Genomic DNA, 19018 nt, shown 5'->3' on the forward strand with positions numbered 1-19018 from the left:
GGGCACTCGTGTTGTCAAAGTGACAGGAGTGTAATTCGGGTCGGCGCGTCTGCATCGTTCTCGTACCTCCTCCGCATAGCCTGAGGACGTCTTTCACTGTCGCCGTCGCCCAAGGGAGGAGAACAACGCCGATGCCGAACTCGATCATCTGGATCGGTCTCGTTGCCGTCTGGCTCTTCGTTCTTCTGCCCATGCTGATGACCAAGCGTCCGCAGATCATGCAGACCACGGACGCTGCGCTCGCCACGCGCGTGCTGCATCGGGGTGGCACGAAGCGAAAGCAGCGCGGCCCCGCGACCGGGCACCGCAGTGATCCCGACTGGCGACCGGAGGACGACCTGCGAGTCTCCGCGCCGGCCCGCGAGATCTTCGGTCCCACGATTGCGACTGTTCGTCCAGACTCACCCGATCTACCCGGTACCGCGGAGGACCCGATGGACACTCACGCAGCAGACAGCGACCTCGATCGCGAGGCACCGGACACGGATGCACCGCGTGGAAGCTCGCCCGCGCACGAACCCGGTGTCGTCGACGACGATTTCGTCCCTCGCCGACGCGGTCGCGGCGGCTTCGATCCCGAGGCCGACGCGATCGCCCGGGCCGCGCGATACGCATTTCGGCAGCGCGCAGTGCTGGGGCTGGTGTTCGCGGCGATCACCACCGCCGCCCTGGCCTTCATCATCTCCCCGACGGTCTGGTGGCTGTGTGGACTGTCCGTCGCCGTCCTCGTCGGTTACCTGTACTACTTGCGTCGTCAGGTGCAGATCGAGGAAGAGGTACGCCGCCGTCGGCTCACCCGGATGGGCCGATCCCGTCTGGGCGTGGAATCGGAAACCGACGACGAGCTCGAGCTCGTCCCGCAACGATTGCGTCGCCCCGGCGCGGTGGTACTCGAGATCGATGACGAGGATCCCGAATTCGAGCATCTCGATCACTACGAGGAGCCGTTCCAGGCACGTCGTGACGAGGACCGGGACATGCGCAGAGCCCAGGGCGCGTAGCTACCGCCCGGAGCGGCTTTGCTAGAGTTACCCAGCCGGTCGGCATGACGGCAAAGGGGCTGTGGCGCAGTTGGTAGCGCGTCTCGTTCGCATCGAGAAGGTCAGGGGTTCGATTCCCCTCAGCTCCACCGTTACGAAAACCGTCACTCATTGCGAGTGGCGGTTTTTTGTTGTCCGGCAACGGCGGAGCGAATGTGACCGCCAAGTGAATTCTGAATGCATTTGGATCGACCGAACTAGGTGGTCGGTTCGGGATTCGATTCTCGAAGTCGCGACCCGATAAACCCCGATTGCAGAATTGCCACGCGAAACCTGCGATTCGATTGCTTGGGGCGGCGCGACTCGACTTCGGGAATCTTTCAGGGCGGTGAGCTGCGGATATGCAATTCGGACAGCTTTAGGCAATTACCGGAACATGTGGTAGGTTCGAAGACGTTGCTGTGCAGAATTGGATTGTCGATATTTGTCAGGGGATCGAAATGAACACTCTGAGCGTGGTAATTCCGGTGCTCGACGAGGTCGATCATCTGGGCGAATGCTTGACGTTGCTACTCGATCAGGGCGACGATATCGACCGCATCGTCGTCGTGGACAACGGGTCGACCGACGGCACGCTCGAGCTGGTGAACGACATTCGCGCGATGACGAACAAGGTCGTGTTGGTGCACGAGCCCAATCGCGGCGTTGTCCATGCTCGCAATACCGGATTCGACCTGGTCGACTCGTCGATCATCGGTCGAATCGACGCCGATACCCGTGTTCGACCCGGGTGGGCGCGCTCGGTCGTCGATTTCTTCGACGAGCACGCCACCGTCGCTGCCACGGGTGGCCGGACGTTCCTGTACGAATCACCCTGGGCTCGACCTCTGGCGTGGATGCACTCGCGCGCCGAACGGCGTGAGCCGTCGGTGCGCTCGGCCCTGGCGGTATCGGGCAACAACTTCGCGATCCGCGCATCCGCCTGGCGCACGGTTCGCGGTGCGGTCAGTGAACGAACCTGCGTCCACGAAGACATCGACCTGTGCCTGTGCCTGGCCGCCGAGCATCTGCCTGTCGCCCAGAACGGGTGGATGAAGGCCGCAGTGTCCGGTAGGCGCGCGACGACATCGCCGGTGAAATACGTCCACTACGCGTTGGCGGGGTATCGCTCGTACCAGGCGCACGGTCTCGCATCGCGCAAACTCGGTCGCATCGTGACCATGGATTGGCTGATGCACACACTGCGGTGGCCGATCTCGCGACTGTTCGCAGCAGTGCCGTGCCGTGCTCTACCGGTCGACGATCGTGCCGAGTCCGACGAACGGATGCGAGCCGCCGCGTGACGGCCGACTCGCGTATCCGCGGTTGGATGCGCAACCCGTCGGACGTCCGCTGGGCACTGTTTCAGATGCGTCAGGCAACCATCGTCTCGTTGGCGAACGTGCCGTTGCTACCTGCGGTGCTGCGCGCATCCGTTCTGCGGCCTGCGGGGCTGCGGACAACCGGTCCGTGCCTGATGTACGGCGGTTCCATGATTCAGGGACGCGCATCGGTTCGGATGGGCACCGGTGTGTTCGTGAACTTCGGCTGCTACTTCGACACCGTCGCCGACATCGTGATCGGTGATCACGTCTTCATCGCGGATCACGTTCGCATCCTCACCAGTACTCACGAGACCGGGCCGTCGCATCATCGAGCAGGCGCATTGCGAGGAGAGTCGGTGGTGATCGGTCCAGGAGCGTGGATCGGGTCCGGCGTGGTCGTCATGCCGGGCGTGCACATCGGTGCCGGATGCATCATCGGGGCGAACTCGCTGGTGACGCAAGATTGTGAACCGGACGGTGTGTACGTCGGGTCTCCGGCGCGCCGTCGCCGAGAGTTGAACGACCTTCCCGCAGCGGAGCAGTGGATCGGGGACAACGCCGATTTTCGTGATCGGGAGGCAATGCAGAGATTGATACTTCTTCCGAATTCTGAATTCTGATTCATAAAGTCCGAATAATTCGACGGGTTCTTTTCTTGAAGTAATGATGTAGCATCGTGAACGTCCGCGGCTCGAAATCGAATGCGTTCACCGTGTAAGGGTGTCGAGCTACACGATTGCCAAAAATGTGTCGGGGGTTGGCGTTGTGAATACTCTCTCCATTGTTGTGCCTGCGTTCGACGAGTCGGCTCACATGCGCGAATGCCTGGATGCATTGCTCGTTCAGCGCGAACGCATTCACGAAATCATTGTCGTCGACAACAATTCGACCGACGACACCGCAGTCATCGTCGAAGAATACGCGCGGCGATTTCCGCAGGTGATTCTGCTGAGGGAGTCCGAGCGTGGCGTCGTGCACGCACGCAACGCCGGTTTCGATCACGCCTGCGGATCGATCATCGGCCGCATCGACGCCGATACCCGAGTCGAGGCCGGCTGGGTCGACTCGGTACTCGACTTCTTCGATCGGCGACTCGACTATGTCGCAGTCACCGGGCCGATCTACCTCTACGACTCCCCGTGGGCGCGACCGTACCGGGCGTTCGTCGACCGTTCCGTGCGAAACAGGCCCTCCGAGCGGTGGGTTTCTGCCGCATCGGGCAACAATTTCGCTGTCCGCAGATCCGCGTGGGAAGCCGTTCGCGGTCGCACGAGCCTGCGTACCGACCTGCACGAGGACATCGATCTGTCGCTGTGTCTGAACAAGGTCGGTCTGCGGATCGCGGAGATCGAGCCCATGCGCGTGAAGGTGTCCGGGCGTCGGCTACTGACTCCGCCGCTCGAATACCGGCACTACGTCCAGAGCTCGTATCGCACATGGGCCCATCATGGGCTGGCCGGTGGTTGGTTGCGCAGATTGCTGATCTCGGACCTGGTTCTGCACACGGCGCATTGGCCACTGACACGAATTCTGTCCTCGTGCGAATCTCGGATTCTCCCGGTCTCGCATTCCTGAGCGGGCGATACATCCATGCGCGATCTGTCAGGTATTCGCGACGAGAGTTATGCTGCCGCGGCGCGCGGAAAATGAATTCGTAGACAATTCATCCGTTTGTCGCAAGGGAATGCAAGGCCACGGAAACGGGTCTTTCGAGGGATCGACGGTCCGTACCGGTTTTCGTGTTTCGGGTATTCGACAGGTGCAGGCACGGGTCGAGTTACCGGTGCTGAAATCGAGTGTGCACGACAGGACGTACGACGAGGTAGGGCAGTCGGGGCGCTCCGACGCCACCTCGTGATCTCGGGAGGAGGAACCGTCGGCGACAGCTGTTGCGGCGATCGAAACGGGTGCGAAGTATGGTTGATCGATTGACGATCCACCTACCAGTCGCGCCGGTAGATTGACGGGCGATATTGTGAACGGGCCGGTTCCGAGCACAGGATCTGCCCCTGCAACTTCTCTACGGAGTGTGAATGTCGTTCGAGATCGTCGACCTCGCTGAAACGTGGGTCGCGGGTCTTCCCGTTCGCAGCCCCAAACGGGCGCTGGGACGCCTCAACGACCCGGCACTCGATCAAGCGTGGTCCGCAGTTCTCAATCAGGAGACCTCCGGTCCGCTCGCTTCCATTTACACCGACTTCGCCCCCGGTATCGGCTCTTACAATACGCAGGTAGTCGGTTATCTGTGTTCTTCGCTCGGTCAAGTCGCGCGCGGACATCTGGTTGCGAAAGTGCCCGCGGCGAAATATGCGCGTTTTTCTGCGGTGGGGTATTTCCCCGAGGTTCTCACCCGATTGTGGACTCAGATCGATCATGCCGAAGAGCAGGGCGATATCGTGCGATCGTTCACCGGCGATTACGAGTGCTATCCGCACGCGTACAAGATCGACCTCTATCTGGCGATCACTACGCCCGGCGGTTCGTGATGACCTTCCGCGTCACGGCACGCAGCGCAGAGCTGTTCAGTGGGTTGGTGGCTCCGCGCGTGGAGCCCGGCGCGGAATCGAGTGGCAGCGAGTGGATGCGATTCCTACGAGATCGGGTGCGCGAGAAGCATATCGACGCAACCCAGGTGAGCACGGTGTACGTCCCGGATCCGCACGGCACCGTCAATGCCGTGGTCGCCGTCTCGGTGGACTCGCCCGGGGACGTCGCCGTCGGGGATGTGTTCGTCTCGGTACCGACCGGCGTGTTCGCAGTGTTCGTGCCCAGCGGCGCTCTGGCGGATCCGATCGAGGACGTGTGGGCTCAGGTCGACGAGTGCGTTATGTCCGGATCGATATTTCGCGCCTACAAAGAGGAAGTCGAAGTCGTTACGAATGCTGGAGAAGTGGAACTTTTCATTTCAATCGTTTTGTAAACGAGCCGTTCTTCATGCAATTGTCACTTTCGAATCACAAAGTCGCCACCGAACCGGTTACTATAGGCGAGCGCTGACAGTCCGATATGGCGAAGTGAATTCCAGTTCACCTCGATCGGCCGACGGATGGCCAGCGCGTACAGAGCGTCGATGTCATTGCAAGGTCGACAGAGCAGGGGTGTTCCAACATGGTGCGACAACTCAGGGCAGAAGCAACACGAGCGGCCGCACTGCGCGCTGCAGCAGATCTCTTCCTCGAGGTGGGGCATGCGAATGCCACGCTGAGTCAGGTGTCAGCGCAGTCCGGTGTGACCAAGGGTGCGTTGTACTTCCATTTCGCGTCCAAGGAAGAACTGGCGCGTGCGATCGTCGACGAGGGGCACGATCGCGTGTCCACTGCGTGCGCCGGCTTGGTCGACAGTCGCAGCCCGGCTCTCGAGTCCGTCATCGGAATCTCGTATTCGGTACTCGAACTCGCCGCATCGGATCCCCTGGTGCGCGTCATGTACCGGTTGCAGATGGAGATCGACGGATCCGACACCGCCCGCGGCAGTGTGTTCGGTACCTGGGGAAACATCTTCGAGCACCTCTTCGAGCGGGCAATCGAGCACGGTGACGTCGCCGACCATCTGGATGCGGGCAACGCGGCGCTGCTGGTGTGCGAGATGCTCGCCGGAGTTCTGATGGTGTCCGAGGCGCAGTCCCGGCTGGAGGATGCCCCCTCGCGCATGGAGAAGGTCTGGAACACGGTCCTCCCGTCGCTGGTGCCCGCTGACAAACTTGCCTACTTCCGCGAATTCGCGGCGCGGAGTCTGTCCAGTTTCGTGCGCGAGAGCATCACGTCGGCATCTGTCACAGTCTGAGAAATTCCGTGATCTCGGGGTGCTTGCCGCACACCCGGTTGCCGGGCACACTGTGTGACATGGAACACACTGTGCACCGGCCTCGGATGTCGGACAACGAACTCCGGAAAGCGATCGGAACCCTGCAGCAGCGCGCAGACGACGCACGCAAACAGGGTGCCGACGACGATGCTGCGCGAATCGAGCGCACCATCGCCGACTACCGAGACGAGATGTCGCAAAGATTGTGACAACCCTCCCGGTCGTCACCGCGTAGGGTCGAAATCGAACTGACACGTGGCAACCGGTGGGGGTTACAAGCTTCGATGGCTACATACGATCTGCGCGGTAAGAAGACGTTGATCACTGGAGCAGGCAGCGGAATCGGTCGGGCAACGGCCATCGCTGCTGCAGGAGTGGGAGCGGAACTCTTCCTGACCGATATCAACGGCACCGGTTTGGCGGAGACGGTGGACCTGGTCGGTCGCGCGGGCGGTACCGTCAGTCACTCGTTGCCCTTCGATGTGTCCGATTTCGAGGCCGTCACCGCGTTCGCGGACGACATTCACGCCGAGTTCGGGAGCCTGGACGTCGTGATGAACGTTGCCGGCATCTCCGCATGGGGAACCGTCGAGAATCTCGAACACCGGCACTGGAAGTCGATGGTCGACGTCAATCTGATGGGGCCTATTCACATCATCGAGAAGTTCCTACCTCCGATGATCGACGCCGGACGGGGTGGCCATCTGGTCAACGTCTCGTCCGCCGCCGGATTGATTCCCCTTCCGTGGCACGCTGCCTACAGCGCCAGCAAGTACGGCCTGCGCGGAGTCTCCGAAGTACTCAAATACGACCTCAAGCGCCACGGAATCGGCGTCAGCCTGGTGGTGCCCGGTGGCGTCAAGACCGGGCTGGTGCAGACGCTTCAGATCGCCGGCGTCGATCGTGACGATCCGCGGGTACAGAAGTTGCAACACCGGTTCGAGAAGCGTGCCGTGGAACCCTCGGTTGTCGCCGATGCCATTCTCGCCGGAATTGCCAAGCGCAAGTACCTCGTCTACTCCTCCAACGACATCCGGTTCGGGTACTGGGTCGCCAGAAAATTCGCCCCGCCCTACGAATTCGTACTGCAGAAGGCGAACGATCAGTTCTCCAAGCTGCTCGAGCCGCGTCGAGTCGAGGGTTCGTCGAAATCGACGTCCAGTGTGCGCGCACCGGGCCCCGAGTAGGACAGTTCGTCGTGTGGGTTGACCAATGCGCAGCCGGCCAGCGACAGGCAACCGCACCCGATGCACCCGGTCAAGTTGTCCCGAAGCCGGATCAATTGCTCTATCCGAGAGTCGAGTTCGCGATGCCACTGCGTCGAGAGCCTGGCCCAGTCCTCGCGTGTCGGAGTCCGCTCGTCCGGTAGTTCGCTCAACGCCTGCCGGATGTTCGCCAGTGGGATCCCGACCTTCTGCGAGATCCGGATGAAGGCAACCCGGCGCAGAGTTTCGCGATGAAATCGGCGCTGATTTCCCGAGGTTCGGCGACTGCTGATCAGCCCCTGTTTCTCGTAGAAGTGCAAGGCCGAGACCGCAACTCCGCTGCGCTCGGACAGCTGGCCGGGAGTCAGTTCTCGGACGTTCCACTCGGGCATCGGCACGACCTCGACAATACTTCAGGTCCTGATCCCAGCGGCGGCAGGCGAATGGGATTACCGTTCGTTCATGAGTGTCGATGCGGTTGCGGGCCCGTTGGGTGCCGACTCCGAGGTAGGGGTGCTGCGCACCGTCATGCTGCACCGGCCGGGAGACGAGCTTCGACGCCTCACACCGCGCAACAACGATCAGCTGCTGTTCGACGGTCTGCCGTGGGTCGATCGCGCACAGGACGAGCACGACGCGTTCGCCGATCTCCTGCGAGGTCGAGGGGTCACGGTGCTGCTCCTCGGCGAACTTCTCACCGAGGCCATGACGGTCAGCGGCGCAGCGCGAATGCAAGGTATCTCCGCCGCCGTCGATGCCCGACGGCTCGGCCGGTCGCTCGCCGAGGACCTCGCCCAACATCTGCGGGGTGTGCCCGCGGCCGAATTGGCGCAGATCCTCATGGCAGGAATGACTTTCGACGAGTTGCTCGAGGCGGAGACGGGGGACCCGCAACCGAGCGGGGCATCGCTGGTTCGGCGAATGCATCACGGTGGGGACTTCGTCATCGACCCGCTGCCGAACCTGTTGTTCACCCGCGACTCGTCGTTCTGGATAGACGACCGAGTGGCGATCACCTCGCTGGCGCTGCCTGCCCGTGTGCGGGAGACGTCGCTGACCGATCTGATCTATGCATTCCATCCGATGTTTCGCGGCGTGCGGCGCGCGTACGAGTCGCGGACCGCTCCGGTCGAAGGCGGCGACGTGCTGTTGCTCGCTCCGGGTGTGGTGGCAGTCGGAGTCGGCGAGCGCACCACACCCGCAGGCGCAGAAGCGTTGGCGCGCAGCCTGTTCGAGGACGATTTGGCGCACAGTGTGCTGGTGGTGCCGATCGCGCAGGAGCGCGCGTCCATGCATCTGGACACGGTGTGCACCATGGTCGATACCGACGCGGTGGTGATGTACCCGGCGATTCAGGACACGTTGTCCGCGTTCACCATTCACCGCGAAGATGCAGGGGTCACCATCCGCGGCGGTGACCCGTTCCTCGAGGCGGCCGCCGATGCGATGGGCATCGGCAAGCTGCGGTTGATCGATACCGGACTCGATCACGTCACCGCCGAGCGCGAACAATGGGACGACGGCAACAACACGCTCGCCATTGCGCCGGGAGTCGTCGTCGCGTACGAGCGCAACGTCGAAACGAACGCACGGCTGGAGGCGTCGGGCATCGAGGTGCTGCGGATCTCCGGATCGGAACTGGGTTCGGGGCGAGGCGGCCCCCGATGCATGTCGTGCCCAGTGTCGCGCGAGAGGTTGTAGCGCTCTACAGCACGGTCTGTACTTTGTCGGCCGGGCGGGCGAGCACGGTGCCCTTGTCGGTCACCACGATCGGGCGCTCGATGAGTATCGGGTGCTGGACCATCGCCGCGATCAGCGTGTCGGCGTCCGCGCCTGCCAGCCCCAGTTCCTTGTAGATGCTCTCGCGAGTTCGAATGGCCTGACGCGGTTCGAGTCCGGCGTCGGCAAGCAGAGCGCGCAGTTCCTCCTCGGTGGGAGGCGAGTCGAGGTACCGAATCACCCGCGGCACCACACCGGTTTCCTCGATTGCTTTGAGGACCGTACGAGAGGTGTTGCACCGGGGATTGTGGTAGATGGTCGCCGAGCCAGTCATGTTTGCAATCCTGCCACGCGGGTAGCCACCCCGACAGATTCACGTCAGGAACGGGAGTGGTTATGACCGACAAGCGCATTGTCATTGCAGGTGGCCACGGCCAGATCGCGCAACATCTGACTCAGGTGCTCACGGCGCACGGAGATCGTGCGGTATCGCTGATTCGTAACAGCGACCACGTCGATGCCGTCACCGCGCTGGGCGCGCTGCCGCAGGTGATCGATCTCGAATCGGCCTCCGTCGACGAGGTTGCTGCCCTGCTCGCCGACGCGGACGCGGTGGTGTTCGCTGCAGGTGCGGGCCCGAACAGCGGTCCCGAGCGCAAGGACACGGTCGATCGTGCCGGCGCAGTGCTGCTGGCCGATGCGGCAGAGAAGGCAGGCGTTCGGCGCTACGTGCTGATCAGCTCGTTCGGTGCCGGGGAGCCGGTCGCCGAGGATCTCGATGCCGGCTGGAAGGCGTACATCGAGGCCAAAACTGCTGCGGAAGAGGATGTTTCGGCAAGAAGTGGACTGGACTGGACGATTCTGCGTCCGGGCAAGTTGACCGATGAGGACCCCACCGGCTCGGTATCGCTGACCGAGCCGCCGCTGGACTCGGGTGAGGTGACCCGCGCCGATGTGGCCGCGGTGATCGCGCAGTTGCTCGATACCGGCTCGGCCGTGCGCAAGACGCTGATGTTGACGTCCGGGCCGACTTCGATCGTCGACGCAGTCGACGCGCTCGGATAGGGCATCGACCGTGCGCGTACACATCGATTCGTCGAACACCACCCCGGTGTTCGAGCAGCTACGAATGCAGATTCTGGGGCTGGTGCGATCGGGCGATCTCATCGCCGGTACCAAGATCCCGACGGTCAGGGGTCTGGCCGAGGAACTCAAGATCGCACCGAACACGGTGGCGAAGACCTACCGGGAGCTCGAGCAGCAGGGAATCATCGAGACGAGGGGCCGGTCCGGTTCGTTCGTCGCGTCGGGCGGCGATCCGTCGCGCGACATCGCGGCCCGGGCGGCGACGGAGTTCGTCAGGACGGTCCGGTCCATCGGGCTGGACGACGATCAGGCTCGATCGTTCCTCGAATCTGCCCTCAAGGGTGCGAACGGCAGTTAAGTTGACGCTTCAACCTACTTCTGTCAGGGTAGGGCTGCCCGTGTAGCCCTGTCAGAAGGATGTTTCATGAACTCCACCGTCGTACGCGACGTCGTTGCCCTCGTAGCTCGAATCGGCCTGGGTATCGTTTTCATCGCCCATGGCTGGCAGAAGCTCAACACTTACGGCCTCGACGGCACCGCAGCAAGCTTCGAGATGATGAACATTCCGCTGCCGACGGCGTCCGCCTATTTCGCCACATTCGTCGAACTCGTCGGCGGCGGCGCGCTCGTGCTGGGCATCTTCACTCCGGTCGCCGGCCTGCTGCTGTTTCTGAACATGCTCGGTGCGGCCGTCTTCGTGCACTTCGAGAACGGCGTGTTCGCTGCGGACAACGGCTACGAACTGGTCGTCGCTCTCGGGGTCGGCGCGCTGCTGCTCGCCGCTTTCGGTGCCGGACGCATCAGCATCGACGGACTCACCAAGGGCAAGACTGCGCTGCTTGCATAAACGCTCAGCGCCAGCTCGGCAGCCACAACTGTTGCTGCCACATCTCCGGCGTGATCGGCATTGCGGTCAGAATCGGCCACAGCCACACGAAGTTTGCGATCACCACGGCGAGGTACAGGGACACCAGTAGCAGTCCCGTACCTCGCCGTTCGGCCGATGCGGTGGCTTTGCCGATGATGTCGCCCAGCACCAACGCGAAGCCCATCACCATGAACGGTGCCAGAGCCACCGCGTAGAAGTAGTACATCTGTCGGTCGAGTGTGGTGAACCACGGCAGCAGTGCTGCGGAGTACGCGACGAGCACTGTGGCGTAACGCCAGTCGCGTCGGACGAACACCGACCAGATCACCCAGGCCAGCATCGGTAGGGCCAGCCACCACATCGCGGGCGTGCCGATCAGCATGATCGCTTTGACACACGAGGACGCCGAGCAACCGGACACGTTCTCGCCGTCGGCGAAGTAGTACAACATCGGGCGCAGACCCATCGGCCAGGTCCACGGCTTCGATTCCCACGGGTGTCGGTTGCCCGCCGAGTTCGTCAGTCCCTCATGGAATTGCAGCACGCTGCTGCTGTAGAACCACAGGGACCGCAACGCGTCGGGCACGAACGAGAACGGACCTCCCGCTCCGACGCCACTGCCGACCTCGTGTCGATACACGCCGGTCTCGGAGGTGAACCACGCCCACCAGGTCATCAGATACACGGCAATCGGAACGACCACCAGCGCGTACAGGGCAGGCCCGATGTCGCGCAACGCCGTTCCCCGCCACGGGCGTCGAACTCCGTATGCGCGGCGTGCCGCCACATCGAATGCCACGCTCAACAATCCGAAGAATGCGATGAAGTACAGACCCGACCACTTGGTGCCGCAGGCGAGTCCCAGCATGATGCCGGCTCCGAATCGCCACCACCGCACACCCATTCGCGGACCGAGCACGCTGACGTCCATTCGACCTTCGGCGCGCACCCTCGACAGACGCTGTCGGATGTCGTCGCGGTCGACGACCAAGCAACCCAGCGCAGCGGTGACGAACAGCGCGAGAAAGATGTCCAGCATGCCGATGCGGCTGCTGACGAACGTCACGCCGTCGACGATGAGCAGAATGCCTGCGATAGCCCCGACCGGTGTCGATCGGGCGAGGCGTCGCACGATTCGAATGACCAACAGCACCAACAGGGTTCCGGCCACGGCCGAAGAGAAGCGCCAACCCCAGCCGTTGTAGCCGAACAGCGCCTCACCGATGGCGATCAGTTGCTTGCCGACCGGCGGATGCACCACCAGCCCGTAGGCCGGATTGTCCTCGAGCCCGCCGCCGGTGAGTACCTGATAGCCCTGCGGGGCGTAGTGCTTCTCGTCGAACACCGGGGTTCCGGCGTCGGTGGGGTATCGCAGCATCGTGAAGCGCGTGATCGCGCAGATCACGGTGATGACGATGGTGACGATCCACCCGCGGCGGGCATCGGTGTCGTGGAACCAGTCGCGCGCGGCAACGGTGGGCCCGGGACTGACCATCGACCGGTCGCCGGAGCGCTCAGAGGTCAGCAAGGTCACGTACCGATCGTAGGCGTTGATCGGCAGTGCCCGGCACGCCGCTGCACAGCGTGCGGGACACTGGAGGCATGCTCATCCTTGCCGCCACCCCGATGGGCGACGTCGGTGATGCCTCGCAGCGCCTGCGTGATGCCCTCGGCACTGCCGATATCGTCGCCGCCGAGGACACCCGGCGCACCAAACAACTCGCGTCCTCGCTCGGCGTGGTGATCGCAGGAAGAGTGGTCAGCTTCTACGACCAGGTCGAAACCGCCCGCCTTCCGGCTCTCGTCGAGGCAGTGGGCGAGGGCAAGACGGTGTTGCTGGTGACCGACGCGGGGATGCCGTCGGTGAGCGACCCCGGCTACCGCCTCGTGGCAGCCTGCGTCGAGGCCGGTCTGCCGGTGACCTGTCTGCCCGGGCCGAGCGCGGTCACCACGGCCCTCGCGCTGTCCGGTCTGCCCGTCGAACGCTTCTGCTTCGACGGATTCGCGCCGCGCAAGCAAGGACAGCGACGCACCTACTTCCGAACCGTGCTCGCCGAACCGCGTGCCATCGTCTTCTTCGAAGCACCGCACCGTCTCGTCGCGTGCCTCGAGGACGCCGTCCACGTCCTCGGCCCCGACCGCCGCGCCGCGGTGTGCCGGGAGCTCACCAAGACCTACGAGGAGGTGCGCCGCGGCGGCCTGGGGGAGTTGCTCGAATGGGCGAGGGACGGGGTGCGCGGAGAAATCACCGTCGTGCTCGAAGGAGCCGTCGCCGTCGCCGAAGAGTCCGAGGATCTCGTTGCCGACGTGGAAACGCTGGTGGCGTCGGGCATGCGGTTGAAGGACGCCTGCGCTCAGGTGGCGGTCGACGGCGTCTCCAAACGTGAGGTCTACGAGGCCGTTCTCGCCGCACGTAAGGAGCAGTAGGGGCTCAGCCCGCCACTTGCTGACGCAGACCCTCGGTGGCCGCTTCGAGGATCGTCTTGGTTCCCTTCTTCACCAGGAAGCCGGGGAGCGGGATCTTCGGGTCCACGGTCAGCTCGAACTCGACATGGGTGCCGTTGCCCTTGGGCGTCAACGTGTATCGGCCGTCCTGGGCCTTCTGCTGAGTGCTCTCGACGAGTGTCCACGACACCTCGTTCTCCGACCACGTGTACTCGACGAGTTGCTCGTCGTTGACGCCGATGATCGAGACGTTCATCTTGACGTGGTGTGGCTTGCCGTCGTCGAACCGATCGACGACCTCGCACTTCTTGTGGACCGGGGACCACGACGGGATGCCCTCGACGTCTGCGAGTACTTCCATTATTGCCGCTGCGTCTGCGTCGATGTCGACGGACTTGTTCGCTGTGACTGCCATGGGGAGAAGGTATCTCAGCTTTCTCTGCGGGGGCTGACGTTCCGCGCGAACTCGCCGATCGCTCTGAGCGCGCGGCGGGCCTCGGGAACGAAATCGGCTGCCTGGAACACGTGGACCTGATCCTCGTACACCTGAAGTTCGCACTCGACTCCGGCGACAGCGAGACGCTGAGCCATGAGTTCGGCGTCGGCATAGACCATTTCGGTGGAACCGACCTGGATCAGCACCGGCGGCATGCCGGCCAGATCACTGTCGACGGGTGAGACCCGCGGGCCCCGTTGGCCCTCGACGACGATGCGCGCATCGACGCGATCGGCCAATGCTGTCAGTGCGGGAACGGCGTTGGGCGGAAAGATCGAACACTTCGACGCGTTCTCGTGGTCGAGTTTGCCGGAGGGGTCCATGTCGGTCAGCGGAGACATGGTGAAGATCCCTGCGGGGGCGGGCAAATCGACGGTGCGCAGCGCCAGAGCGACCATGAACGCGAGATATCCGCCCGCCGAATCGCCGCCGAGGACGATCTGTTCCGGGCGGTAACCGGAGTCGAGCAGGAAGCGGTACGCGTCGACGCCGTCCTCGACCGCGTGGCTGATCGGATTGCGAGGCATCATGCGGTAGTTCACCGACAGCACCGCGCCGTCGATGTTCTCGGAGACGCGCGAGGTCATCCGGCGATGAGTGCGCAGGCCGCAGCAGACGAATGCGCCGCCGTGCATGTACAGGACGACGCGATCGCTTCCGGTGCCCTCGGCGCGAATCCATTCGGCCTCGCACTCGGCCAACATGACCCGGCTGCGGGTGGTACCGCTGATCTGCGGAACGAGCAGGCCTGCGTAGTCGACCAGCCCCATCGGCCACGGAAGCGACGGTGCCTGTGCCCAGACGGTCAGGAACGGTCGCACCGTGAACTGCAGGGACTTGGACAGAATCTGTGACTGCACACTCGCGCCACGGATATCGCGCCTGCGTGCGGTGGCTGTCGGGTCGGTCGATTTCACTACGGTGAGCGCCGGATTCATAGCCGTCGCCTCCATCCCCGTTGTCGTTGCGCGGCGCGTGTGCACCGTGCGTTGGAACCCCGCTCTATTTGGAACCCCTGGTAACGGACAATAGCGGGTAGCTTTTCGTGACCAGACGTAAGGTCGTGTTCTGAGTCACATTCGGTGCCGTACCGTGACCTAAAACAAATGGAAAAGGGACAGCTCATGGCACTCATGCCCATCACCGAATCGATGTTTCTGATCGCCGAGTCACGGGAGCACCCGATGCACGTGGGCGGTCTGGAGTTGTTCGTCCCGCCCGGCGATCCGCACGACTTCGCCGAGGAAGTGCACCGCAAGTTCACCACCGGTGAGGTGCACGAGCTCTTCCGCAAGCGGCCGTCGCGTCCGGTGCAGATCATGGGCAACCTGGCGTGGGCATTCGATCAGGACGTCGACTTCGAGTACCACGTTCGACGAACCGTGTTGCCTCAACCGGGACGCATTCGCGAGCTGTTCCAGTTCCTTTCGCTCAACCACAGCGCACCGCTGGACCGCTACCGGCCGATGTGGGAACTACACATCATCGAGGGATTGGCAGACGGCCGAATCGCGTTGTACACCAAGGTGCATCACTCGTTGGTCGACGGTGTCAGTGCACTGAAGCTGATGCAGCGCACGCTCACCACCGATCCCGACGATCGAAACGGCGTCGCAACGTGGGATCCGTCGCTGTTCGGTAGGCGCAAGAAGCAGGTCGCCGTCGAGCAGCCCGGGCGGTTGGCGCAGCTGGGCAGTGGGCTCTCGATGGGACGCAAGATCGTCGGGGACCTGGTGGATTTTGCGCCGGCGTCGGCTCGAATCGGATTGCGCGCGTTGAAGAAAGAGGGCGCACAACTGCCGTTGCAAGCGCCGAGGACGATGTTCAACGTGCCCATCGGAGGAGCCCGCCGTTTCGCCGCCGAAAGCTGGTCGATCGAGCGCATCCGCACGGTCGGGACTGCGCTCGACGCCACGCTCAACGACATGGTGCTCGCGATGTGCGCCGGGGCCCTCCGTGCGTATCTGATCGACCAGAACGAACTGCCCGAGGAACCGCTGATCGCCATGGTGCCGGTCTCGCTGCGCAAGGAGGGCGACGACAAGGACGCCGGAAACTCGGTGACGACCATCCTGTGCAATCTCGGAACCGACGAATCGGATCCGATCCTGCGGCTCGAGCGGATCAAGGATTCGACCGTCAAGGGCAAGCAGATGATGAGCGAGTTGAACACCCTCGAAGCGCTCACCGTCGGTGCGATCACCATGGCCCCGTTGCTGTTCGGGCCGGTGCCTGGATTCGTCGACTACACCCCGCCGCCGTTCAACGTCATCATCTCCAACGTGCCCGGATCGAAGGAAGACCTGTACTGGAACGGCGCGAAACTCGACGGCATCTACCCGGCGTCGATCGTGGCCGACGGGCAGGCGCTCAACATCACCGTCGCGAGCAACGGTGATTCGTTGAACTTCGGTCTCATCGGATGCCGACGCAGTGTGCCGCATCTGCAGCGCATGCTGACGCATCTGGAGAACACGTTGGAGGAGCTCGAGAAGACCTTGTGAGTGCGGCTTCGCCGCACGTGAGCGGAAACTCGTAGTGGGGGTCGAGGTTTCGCTCACGTGCGCGGAGCGCTCTACTCGTACTTGGGGAACACCGGCGTCGGGGTCGGCAGTGCAGTGCCGGGTACCGAACGTGTTGCGATGTCGGTGAATTCGCGGTTCGACGCCCCGAGCAGGTCGAGGATGCGCGACGCGGAATCGGGCATGACGGGTTGCGCCAGGATGCTGACGATGCGCAGCACCTCGATCGTCACGTACAGCACGGTGGCCATGCGATCGGGATCGGTCTTGCGCAGCACCCACGGCTGCTGCAGCGAGAAGTAGCGGTTGGTCTCGCCGAGTACCGACCAGATCGCCTCGAGCGCGGAATGGATTGCCTGCACGTCGAATTCGCGTCGGCAGATCTCCAGCAGCGCGTCCGCGCGAGCCAACATCGCCTCGTCCTCGGCGGTGAACTCGCCCGGGGTGGGGAGCTTTCCTTCGAGGTTCTTGGCGACCATCGTCAGCGAACGCTGCGCGAGGTTGCCCAGTTCGTTGGACAGGTCGGCGTTGACGCGCGCAACGATGGCCTCGTGGCTGTAGCTGCCGTCCTGACCGAACGAGACCTCGCGGAGGAAGAAGAAGCGCACCGGATCGAGACCGTAGTTCTCCACCAACGACTTCGGGTCCAGCACGTTGCCGAGGGACTTGGACATCTTCTCGCCCTTGACGTTCAGGAACCCGTGCACGAACACCCGCTTGGGTAGCTCGATGCCCGCAGACATCAGGAATGCCGGCCAGTAGACGGTGTGGAAGCGCGTGATGTCCTTGCCAATGATGTGCAGGTCGGCAGGCCAGAACTTCCGGTACGACTCGGATTCGGTCTCGGGATAGCCGGCACCGGTGAGGTAGTTGGTGAGCGCGTCGACCCACACGTACATCACGTGCTTCTCATCGCCGGGGACGGGAACGCCCCAGTCGAACGTGGTTCGGGAGATCGACAGATCCCGCAGGCCACCCTTGACGAAATTCACGATCTCGTTCCGGCGCGTGTTCGGCGCGATGAACTCCGGCGACGCGTCGTACAGCTCGAGCAGTTTGTCCTGGTACTGCGACAGTTTGAAGAAGTACGACGACTCCTCGGTCCACTCGACGGGAGTGTTCGTCTCCGTCGCGACGCGCGAGCCGTCCTCGGCGAGGGTGGTCTCGGCCTCGGTGTAGAACGCCTCGTCTCGCACCGAGTACCAGCCGGAGTAGGAATCGAGGTAGATGTCGCCGTTCGCCTCCATCCGCTTCCACAGTTCCTGGCTGGCGGCGTGGTGATCGGCGTCGGTGGTGCGGATGAACCGTCCGTACGAGATCTTCAGCAGGTCCTGCGCAGCCTGGAACGCGTCGGAGTTGCGCGCGGCGAGCTCGCGCACGTCCACGCCCTCGGTCTGTGCGGTCTGCTGCATCTTGAGGCCGTGCTCGTCGGTGCCCGTCAGGAATCGCACGTCGTAGCCGTCGAGGCGCTTGAAGCGCGCGATGGTGTCGGTGGCGATGTACTCGTAGGCGTGTCCGATGTGCGGAGCGCCGTTGGGGTACGCGATCGCCGTGGTGACGTAGAAGGGTGGCCGTGAGGCATCAGCTGGCGCAGTCATGGTGCGCCTACTCTAACTAGCGTGAGCAGAGACCGTCCCGCACCACCGTTGCCCGAGCCCGTCGGCACTCTCGTCGACGCGCACACCCACCTCGATGCGTGTGGGGCGACCGACGCGGCGAGTGTGGCCGCGATCGTGGACAAGGCCGAGTCCGTCGGTGTCACGCGCGTGGTCACGATCGCCGACGATCTCGATGCCGCGCGGTTCGCGGTCGACGCGGCGTCCTGGGATCCTCGGGTGTGGGCCGCGGTTGCGATCCATCCCACGCGCGCGAACGTGCTCGACGACGCGGCCAAGGCCGAGATCGAGCGATTGGCGTCCGACCCTCGCGTGGTTGCCGTCGGGGAGACCGGGCTGGACTACTACTGGCCCGGCAAGCTCGACGGGTGCGCCACGGTGGCCGAGCAGCACGACGGATTTCGGTGGCACATCGATCTGGCGAAACGACTGGGTAAGCCGCTGATGATCCACAATCGCGAGGCCGACGAGGACCTGCTCGCCGTGCTGACGACGGAAGGCGCTCCCAAGACGGTGATCTTCCACTGCTTCTCCGGCGGTCCCGAGACCGCGAAGGCGTGCGTCGACGCGGGCTACGTTCTCAGCTTTTCGGGGACCGTCAGCTTCAAGAACGCGCACGCGCTGCGGGAGGCCGCGGTACTGGTGCCCGACGAGCTGGTGCTGGTGGAGACCGACGCACCGTTCCTCACTCCGCATCCCTTCCGCGGTGCTCCCAACGAGTCGTACTGCCTGCCGTACACCGCGCGGGCGCTAGCCGAGATTCGTGGCCAGGATCCGGCGGAGCTCGCTGCACACGCCACGGCCAACGCGGAGCGCGTGTACGGCCTGTAGCTGCTGAAGTTGCGGCGTGGGTACTAATTCGTTACCGTACCGTGACCGAACTCGGGCGTTCCGACGCCGAAGTCAGCTCGCA

Annotated in this window: 22 protein-coding genes and 1 tRNA gene; 17 read left to right on the top strand and 6 right to left on the bottom strand. The window is 63.5% G+C overall.

Features of this window, described 5'->3' with window-relative positions; genetic code table 11:
• Positions 1–131 precede the first annotated feature (131 nt).
• The 10 genes from sepX (at position 132) to R3P93_RS06280 (ending at position 7335) form a co-directional block, all read left to right on the top strand.
• Positions 132–1001, top strand: a complete 870-nt coding sequence (gene sepX, locus R3P93_RS06235) for a divisome protein SepX/GlpR (protein ID WP_269594637.1) — start codon at positions 132–134, stop codon at positions 999–1001.
• 55 nt (positions 1002–1056) lie between these two features.
• Positions 1057–1129 (top strand) — tRNA-Ala (locus R3P93_RS06240).
• 351 nt (positions 1130–1480) lie between these two features.
• Positions 1481–2323 carry a glycosyltransferase family 2 protein gene (locus R3P93_RS06245; protein WP_269594638.1) on the top strand — a complete coding sequence of 281 codons (843 nt, stop codon included), beginning with the start codon at positions 1481–1483 and terminating at the stop codon, positions 2321–2323.
• Positions 2320–2964 carry an acyltransferase gene (locus R3P93_RS06250; protein WP_269594639.1) on the top strand — a complete coding sequence of 215 codons (645 nt, stop codon included), beginning with the start codon at positions 2320–2322 and terminating at the stop codon, positions 2962–2964. Before R3P93_RS06245 ends, R3P93_RS06250 begins: the two co-directional genes overlap by 4 nt.
• A gap of 145 nt (positions 2965–3109) precedes the next feature.
• On the top strand, positions 3110–3919 hold the full coding sequence (locus tag R3P93_RS06255) for a glycosyltransferase family 2 protein (RefSeq protein ID WP_269594640.1): 810 nt from the start codon (positions 3110–3112) through the stop codon (positions 3917–3919).
• A 458-nt stretch (positions 3920–4377) separates the two neighbouring features.
• Positions 4378–4830: a GyrI-like domain-containing protein gene (locus R3P93_RS06260; protein WP_269594641.1), complete on the top strand. Its 453-nt coding sequence runs from the start codon at positions 4378–4380 to the stop codon at positions 4828–4830.
• Entirely contained in the window at positions 4830–5264 is a 435-nt protein-coding gene (locus tag R3P93_RS06265) for an effector binding domain-containing protein (RefSeq protein ID WP_269594642.1), read from the top strand. The genes R3P93_RS06260 and R3P93_RS06265 overlap by 1 nt, the downstream gene beginning before the upstream one ends.
• A 188-nt stretch (positions 5265–5452) precedes the next feature.
• Entirely contained in the window at positions 5453–6127 is a 675-nt protein-coding gene (locus R3P93_RS06270) for a ScbR family autoregulator-binding transcription factor (RefSeq protein WP_068049771.1), read from the top strand.
• 59 nt (positions 6128–6186) lie between these two features.
• Complete coding sequence (locus tag R3P93_RS06275; protein ID WP_176460553.1) at positions 6187–6357, top strand: hypothetical protein; 171 nt, start codon at positions 6187–6189, stop codon at positions 6355–6357.
• Positions 6358–6432: 75 nt separating this feature from the next.
• Positions 6433–7335 (top strand): SDR family oxidoreductase, encoded by a 903-nt coding sequence (locus R3P93_RS06280; protein ID WP_094639554.1) that lies wholly within the window; start codon positions 6433–6435, stop codon positions 7333–7335.
• Here R3P93_RS06280 and soxR read toward each other — a convergent pair.
• The gene (gene soxR / locus R3P93_RS06285) at positions 7251–7751 is read right to left on the bottom strand and encodes a redox-sensitive transcriptional activator SoxR (RefSeq protein WP_094639555.1); all 501 of its coding nucleotides are present in this window, start codon (positions 7749–7751) and stop codon (positions 7251–7253) included. The genes R3P93_RS06280 and soxR overlap by 85 nt on opposite strands.
• 64 nt (positions 7752–7815) lie before the next feature.
• Here soxR and R3P93_RS06290 point away from each other — a divergent pair, with 64 nt between their 5' ends.
• Positions 7816–9054 carry an arginine deiminase gene (locus R3P93_RS06290; protein ID WP_068049779.1) on the top strand — a complete coding sequence of 413 codons (1239 nt, stop codon included), beginning with the start codon at positions 7816–7818 and terminating at the stop codon, positions 9052–9054.
• A 4-nt stretch (positions 9055–9058) separates the two neighbouring features.
• Here the strand turns inward: R3P93_RS06290 and arsC are convergent, their stop codons facing one another.
• Positions 9059–9406, bottom strand: coding sequence for an arsenate reductase (glutaredoxin) (arsC, locus tag R3P93_RS06295; protein WP_068049781.1), 348 nt, complete (start codon positions 9404–9406; stop codon positions 9059–9061).
• 62 nt (positions 9407–9468) lie between these two features.
• On the opposite strand from arsC, the gene R3P93_RS06300 reads away from it, so the two are divergent.
• From R3P93_RS06300 to R3P93_RS06310, 3 genes are all read left to right on the top strand, one after another.
• Complete coding sequence (locus R3P93_RS06300) at positions 9469–10137, top strand: NAD(P)H-binding protein (protein ID WP_068049783.1); 669 nt, start codon at positions 9469–9471, stop codon at positions 10135–10137.
• A gap of 10 nt (positions 10138–10147) precedes the next feature.
• On the top strand, positions 10148–10516 hold the full coding sequence (locus R3P93_RS06305; RefSeq protein WP_068049785.1) for a GntR family transcriptional regulator: 369 nt from the start codon (positions 10148–10150) through the stop codon (positions 10514–10516).
• 66 nt (positions 10517–10582) lie between these two features.
• A complete protein-coding gene (locus R3P93_RS06310) occupies positions 10583–11005 on the top strand; it encodes a DoxX family protein (RefSeq protein WP_068049787.1) in 423 nt (140 codons plus the stop codon).
• 4 nt (positions 11006–11009) lie between these two features.
• Here the strand turns inward: R3P93_RS06310 and R3P93_RS06315 are convergent, their stop codons facing one another.
• Positions 11010–12521 carry a dolichyl-phosphate-mannose--protein mannosyltransferase gene (locus R3P93_RS06315; RefSeq protein ID WP_317532693.1) on the bottom strand — a complete coding sequence of 504 codons (1512 nt, stop codon included), beginning with the start codon at positions 12519–12521 and terminating at the stop codon, positions 11010–11012.
• 107 nt (positions 12522–12628) lie between these two features.
• On the opposite strand from R3P93_RS06315, the gene rsmI reads away from it, so the two are divergent.
• Entirely contained in the window at positions 12629–13453 is an 825-nt protein-coding gene (gene rsmI, locus R3P93_RS06320) for a 16S rRNA (cytidine(1402)-2'-O)-methyltransferase (protein ID WP_317532633.1), read from the top strand.
• Between the two features lie 4 nt (positions 13454–13457).
• On the opposite strand, the gene R3P93_RS06325 is transcribed toward rsmI, so the two are convergent.
• On the bottom strand, positions 13458–13886 hold the full coding sequence (locus R3P93_RS06325) for an SRPBCC family protein (protein WP_317532634.1): 429 nt from the start codon (positions 13884–13886) through the stop codon (positions 13458–13460).
• A 14-nt stretch (positions 13887–13900) separates the two neighbouring features.
• Complete coding sequence (locus R3P93_RS06330; RefSeq protein WP_068049791.1) at positions 13901–14920, bottom strand: alpha/beta hydrolase; 1020 nt, start codon at positions 14918–14920, stop codon at positions 13901–13903.
• Between the two features lie 171 nt (positions 14921–15091).
• Here R3P93_RS06330 and R3P93_RS06335 point away from each other — a divergent pair, with 171 nt between their 5' ends.
• Positions 15092–16471 (top strand): WS/DGAT/MGAT family O-acyltransferase, encoded by a 1380-nt coding sequence (locus R3P93_RS06335; protein WP_068049828.1) that lies wholly within the window; start codon positions 15092–15094, stop codon positions 16469–16471.
• A 71-nt stretch (positions 16472–16542) separates the two neighbouring features.
• Here R3P93_RS06335 and metG read toward each other — a convergent pair whose 3' ends face one another.
• Positions 16543–18087 (bottom strand): methionine--tRNA ligase, encoded by a 1545-nt coding sequence (gene metG, locus R3P93_RS06340; protein ID WP_068049793.1) that lies wholly within the window; start codon positions 18085–18087, stop codon positions 16543–16545.
• 21 nt (positions 18088–18108) lie between these two features.
• Here metG and R3P93_RS06345 point away from each other — a divergent pair, with 21 nt between their 5' ends.
• Positions 18109–18936 (top strand): TatD family hydrolase, encoded by an 828-nt coding sequence (locus R3P93_RS06345; RefSeq protein ID WP_149405156.1) that lies wholly within the window; start codon positions 18109–18111, stop codon positions 18934–18936.
• The last annotated feature ends 82 nt before the right edge of the window (positions 18937–19018 follow it).

This window comes from Rhodococcus cerastii (assembly GCF_033042195.1).
Taxonomy (GTDB): domain Bacteria; phylum Actinomycetota; class Actinomycetes; order Mycobacteriales; family Mycobacteriaceae; genus Rhodococcoides.